Genomic DNA, 4,493 nt, shown 5'->3' with positions numbered 1-4,493 from the left:
CTCAATGGCGATCGCAGTATTACATCAAGGACAATTGCCTATCCCATCCCTGAACCTTCACTGTTCAATAGCTTTAAAATCTGTAGTGCCTATTCCGCATAGCTTAGAGCTTTTCTTAGTGCCATTCGATACTTGCTCCTTGTTGAGCAATTAAATTATTGGTGGAAATGTTTATGTCTGCTCCTTTTCCAGAACCTAAAGATTCAGTTTGTAAGAGGCTAACAAATTTTCCATCTGTAGAGGCTCCTGTTAGTTGGAACGAGTTGGAGGCTTTGATATTAATGCTACCAGCAGGTAAATCATGATTTTGAATTAAAAATATTGAGCTATTCTCTAAAGAGACATCCTTCGCTTGCACCGTAATAGAACCACCAGCATTTCCACTAGCATCAATTAAAGATTGTTGAGATATGCTAATCTTCTTAAAAGAAGATACTTGTTCAAAATTTAGTATCCAACCTTGACCATTTGATCTAAGGCTGACTATACCATCTCCAACACTCCCTAACTCAATTCGTCCTTGCTCTGCGGTGATATTAGCGCCCTCTAAGGTGATATCGCCGCCAACTAAGTCCAAGGTTTTACTTGGCTTAACTTGTAAACCTTTTAAGTCATTATTTCTAATAATTGGTGAAACAGGCGAATTTTGTGTAATTAGCCCAAGACCTGTACCTATGACTTGAATAGCACCAGAATCATTCCCAATTATTAACCCAATAGGTGTACTAATAGTTAGCAATGGTGTGGTTTGGCTAACATTTGCTTTGAATTCAAATCCATCAGAAAACTTAATAGTATTAGCAGTACTTGCAAAAAATGAACTGCCAACATTTAACTGAGCGTGTTGCCCAAAGATAATCCCATTGGGATTGATTAGAAAAAAGTTTGCTGTTCCGTTAGCTTTGAGAATACCATCGATATTAGAAATCGAATTCCCCGTGACACGAGTGAAAATATTTTGAATACTTATACCATTGTTAAAGTAAGCTGTAGTTCCTGGAAGCACAGAAAATTGTTCAAAACTGTGGAACAAGTTGCTCCCTTTTATAGTACCACCCTCAATTATGCTGGTGTTAGAATGATGTGTTAGTTGAGAATTAATGAGTAACGTTTTATCTGGTGTAATCTGTGCGTTAACTGGCGAAAATCCGAGTAGCACATAAGATAAGAGACTGCCATAAATCTTCCAGAATGAAATAGTATGTATTCTCAATATTTTTTCTATCCTTTTAATGGACGCTTGAAAACTTCTAGTGTGAAGCTGATGAACTCTGATGTATCAAAATGGCGAATACTGCGTTGCAATAAAGTAGGATTAACCAGCCATTCAGCTGCTAAGAAGAAATTCTGTCCACTCTCTATCTGGTGTGGAACACTTATTGATATGCCGTTTTGCAAGTGTAATGTCAGATATTTCTTGTTCAAATCTTCTAATGGCATCCATAAAATTGCTTGTGTGGGTGACACTATGCAATCATTTGGTGTCATACTTGTTGCTATACCTTCCCAACCGTTAAGTTGATTTGCTAAGGGTAGAGGAGGCTCGTTACTAAAACTTCCTAAATGTTCGGAAATTATCAATATATCTACAGTGCCATCTTCGTTATATCTTACGACTGCACTTCTGCGCCTATCTTCATTTCTAAATCCAATCTCGAAAAAAAATATTGAACTAGGTTTTACTTCTATAGAACCCCAGGAGAAGCTAGTTTCTAAAAAAAGTGCTTCTTTGTTAGGCTTCCTTCGAGGTTCAAAAGTTTCCAGTTTTGTTGTGTTATCAGGATAAATATAGTGATTTTGATGATTAATTTCGTTGCCATCAGCACTTATCTGAAAGCTTCTGATACATTGAAACTGGCGAATTAATTTTCCTTCTAAATCGTATATACTCCAAGTTCCATGCCAATCTCCTATGGCATGATGGCGACAAAAGTTTTCCCAGTTTTGAAGCTGGGCATCTGTTATGCTAGAACTCATGATGTTGATTAATAGGGGACTTTAGACAGTATATCAACATGAGGATAACAATTAAAGTCATAAACAATTTGTAATTTTTTTACCACCGAAATAGTTCAATTATTAAAAAATATTGAACTGCACAAACAAGTAAATCCTATTTTGGGATCACGTTCTTTTCGTTGAGTCAACAGATACTAAAGAAATAGCCACGTTCCTATTTCGGGTTGGCGTAGCGATTGCTTTGTTGACAACGCAAGCCTAAACCAACAAAAGTAAGGTATTAGTGGGGTAGTCGAAGTTCGTTGGATATCTCTAGGGATAACTTGCCAGATTGTCGGTATACGAACTGGAATCTGTGCTTTAAATAGTTTGGAAACTATACCGTTAAGCAATAAAAATAGTCCCAGCACAGGAATTTTTTTAGGGAAGTTAGCGGTCATTAATCGGGAACATCAATCGGGAACTTATCAAAATAGAATACACTCGTTAGTCCTCGTAATTCAGTAGAAAAAATTCTTCTTCTACTGCTTCCAAGTAGTTGTTGAAACACCACATGAAAAATGATTCCGACGCATTGCTGCGGAGCAAAATTTGCTTTGCTGATGTATTCTTCATGTCTTAGCAAGCTGAAAATTGATTCTTTTTATAATAAAAAACTCTCACAAGAGGAAAGTCTACGCCAGTGAAGATCGGGGTTATGACATTGAACTTAAGCAATGTGTATGAAGTAGACGAGAATTCCAATAACTGTATTGATCAGTGCAAAGACTCTTGGTGTCATCTCGGTTTTACGGAGTATCAGCCACTGTGAAGAAGTGAGAATCACACCAAAGAATTGCAAACTGCTTAAACCACAAGCTTTTCGGCTTTTCTTAGTGCCATTCGCTACATAGTCTTTGAGCCAAGTAGCACCATCAGGGATGTAATCTTTTTCGTCCCTAACTGTATCCTCAACTTTGTAAACACCTCTGCCAACTAGTGTCCATCCTGGTTGGTAGTAGTGCTTGTCTCTTGGTTTAATAATGGCAACATCAAGCTGCTTATTTTTTTCAGCAGTTGGGCGGCAACTGTGATACCTGCGGCTCCACCCCCGACGACTACAATTTGATGCGTTTGCCCTACTGTATCACTTGGAATCGCTGATTCGCGTTCTACTGGCTTAATTAGCGCAGACATAATACTTTTCTCTCCCTTAGAAGCTACAAACGAAATATTGAGCCGACGATTTAACCAAGGGAACCTACGTTACCGCAACGTTTGTTAGCAGGAACGGCTTCCATCATTTTTTTGGGTTTCGGTAGATCCAAGTTGGTCATAAGCTCAATGAAGCTAGCGCGATCGCGGAGCATCTGTGTTGGGCGTAACCCTGCCGCAGGCTCACGAGATTCGCATTTTACAAATCGCGGATTCCATCGCCTCTCTTCCCCAATTGTAGATACTATATGACCTTGATAATCGTGACCAGGATATACAAAGGTTTGATCTGGTAATGTAAATAGCCGTTGTGTCACAGAGTCATATAAAATTCCTGCATCACCGCTTTGAAAATCTGTCCGCCCACAACCTCGAATGAATAAAGCATCTCCTGTGAGAACGTGAAGCTCCTTTGGAGCCGTTTCGCTAACGCCATTGACTAGGTAAGCCATATGGCTATCAGTGTGACCTGGTGTGGCGATCGCCTCGATGGTTATGCTTCCTATGTGCAACATTTCTCCATCTCGAATAAACTGATTAGCGCAGCTTGCCTGAGCATTTTCTGGCAGTACCCCCAGGCAAAAAGTCAATTCCCGCAGTTTTGAAGTTCCTGTGATGTGGTCTGCGTGGATATGGGTTTCCAGACAATACCGGAGTATGAAGCCCAGTTCCTGAAGAAGATGGTAGTCACGTTCAAATTGTTCCAAAACTGGATCGACCAGAACTGCTTCTTGTGTATTGAGGTCAGCAATTAGGTAAGTATAAGTACAAGATTCGCGGTCGAATAATTGGCGAAAAAACATCTATAGCTCTCCTAATACACGAAGCAATGCAATTGACTCCAAGTGAATTCTGTTGCGGTGGAGATATTAGTACAGTTAAATTCAAATGCTTTGCCATCTAGCAAGCGTCTCCTAAAGGGAGATGAATGGCTAACGCTTTGTAACGGCAGTTACTCCTCGTTGTAGCGATCGCCGTTACTCTAGACGTGTAGCACAATACTTCTTGATAACTCTGCATCAAGATATCAAAACATTCTTGACACAATACCTTTCTATGTCCAATGAATCTCTTTGGAACGAAAAGCTCTATCCCAATCGTTAGCAATCACCTCCATTATATTGATCATGCCTTCATAGCCAAAATATGGCTTGTCAACATAAGTTTCTCTGTTAGTGGGGCTAAATACATCAAAAGCAATTTTTATTCCTAGTTCCTCTGCCATGTATTTTTCCCATGCCGAGCCAATCACAGCATCAACATCAAACTCTTCTAAAGTCTGTTTTACCTGATAGCCATCTGCCGAAAATATTACGCGGGAAGTAAGACCGAGGCTGTGC

General features: G+C 39.6%; 5 protein-coding genes. All 5 read right to left on the bottom strand.

From position 1 onward, the window contains the following. Positions 1–115: 115 nt before the first annotated feature. Positions 116–1,213, bottom strand: coding sequence for a filamentous hemagglutinin N-terminal domain-containing protein (locus CDG79_RS39195; RefSeq protein ID WP_189525300.1), 1,098 nt, complete (start codon positions 1,211–1,213; stop codon positions 116–118). Positions 1,214–1,221: 8 nt separating this feature from the next. Further along, positions 1,222–1,977 carry a DUF3598 family protein gene (locus CDG79_RS39190; RefSeq protein ID WP_094346872.1) on the bottom strand — a complete coding sequence of 252 codons (756 nt, stop codon included), beginning with the start codon at positions 1,975–1,977 and terminating at the stop codon, positions 1,222–1,224. 957 nt (positions 1,978–2,934) lie between these two features. After that, positions 2,935–3,135, bottom strand: coding sequence for a hypothetical protein (locus CDG79_RS39185; protein ID WP_223278634.1), 201 nt, complete (start codon positions 3,133–3,135; stop codon positions 2,935–2,937). 50 nt (positions 3,136–3,185) lie between these two features. Next, positions 3,186–3,956, bottom strand: a complete 771-nt coding sequence (locus CDG79_RS39180; protein WP_094346871.1) for an MBL fold metallo-hydrolase — start codon at positions 3,954–3,956, stop codon at positions 3,186–3,188. 251 nt (positions 3,957–4,207) lie between these two features. Beyond that, positions 4,208–4,493: nitrogenase component 1 (locus CDG79_RS39175; protein ID WP_317616646.1), on the bottom strand; the 286-nt coding region annotated here is incomplete at its 5' end.

It is taken from the genome of Nostoc sp. 'Peltigera membranacea cyanobiont' 232, assembly GCF_002245985.1.
Taxonomy (GTDB): domain Bacteria; phylum Cyanobacteriota; class Cyanobacteriia; order Cyanobacteriales; family Nostocaceae; genus Nostoc.
The sequence above is the reverse complement of the archived record's forward strand: the minus strand, read 5'-3'. Positions and strand labels throughout refer to the sequence as shown.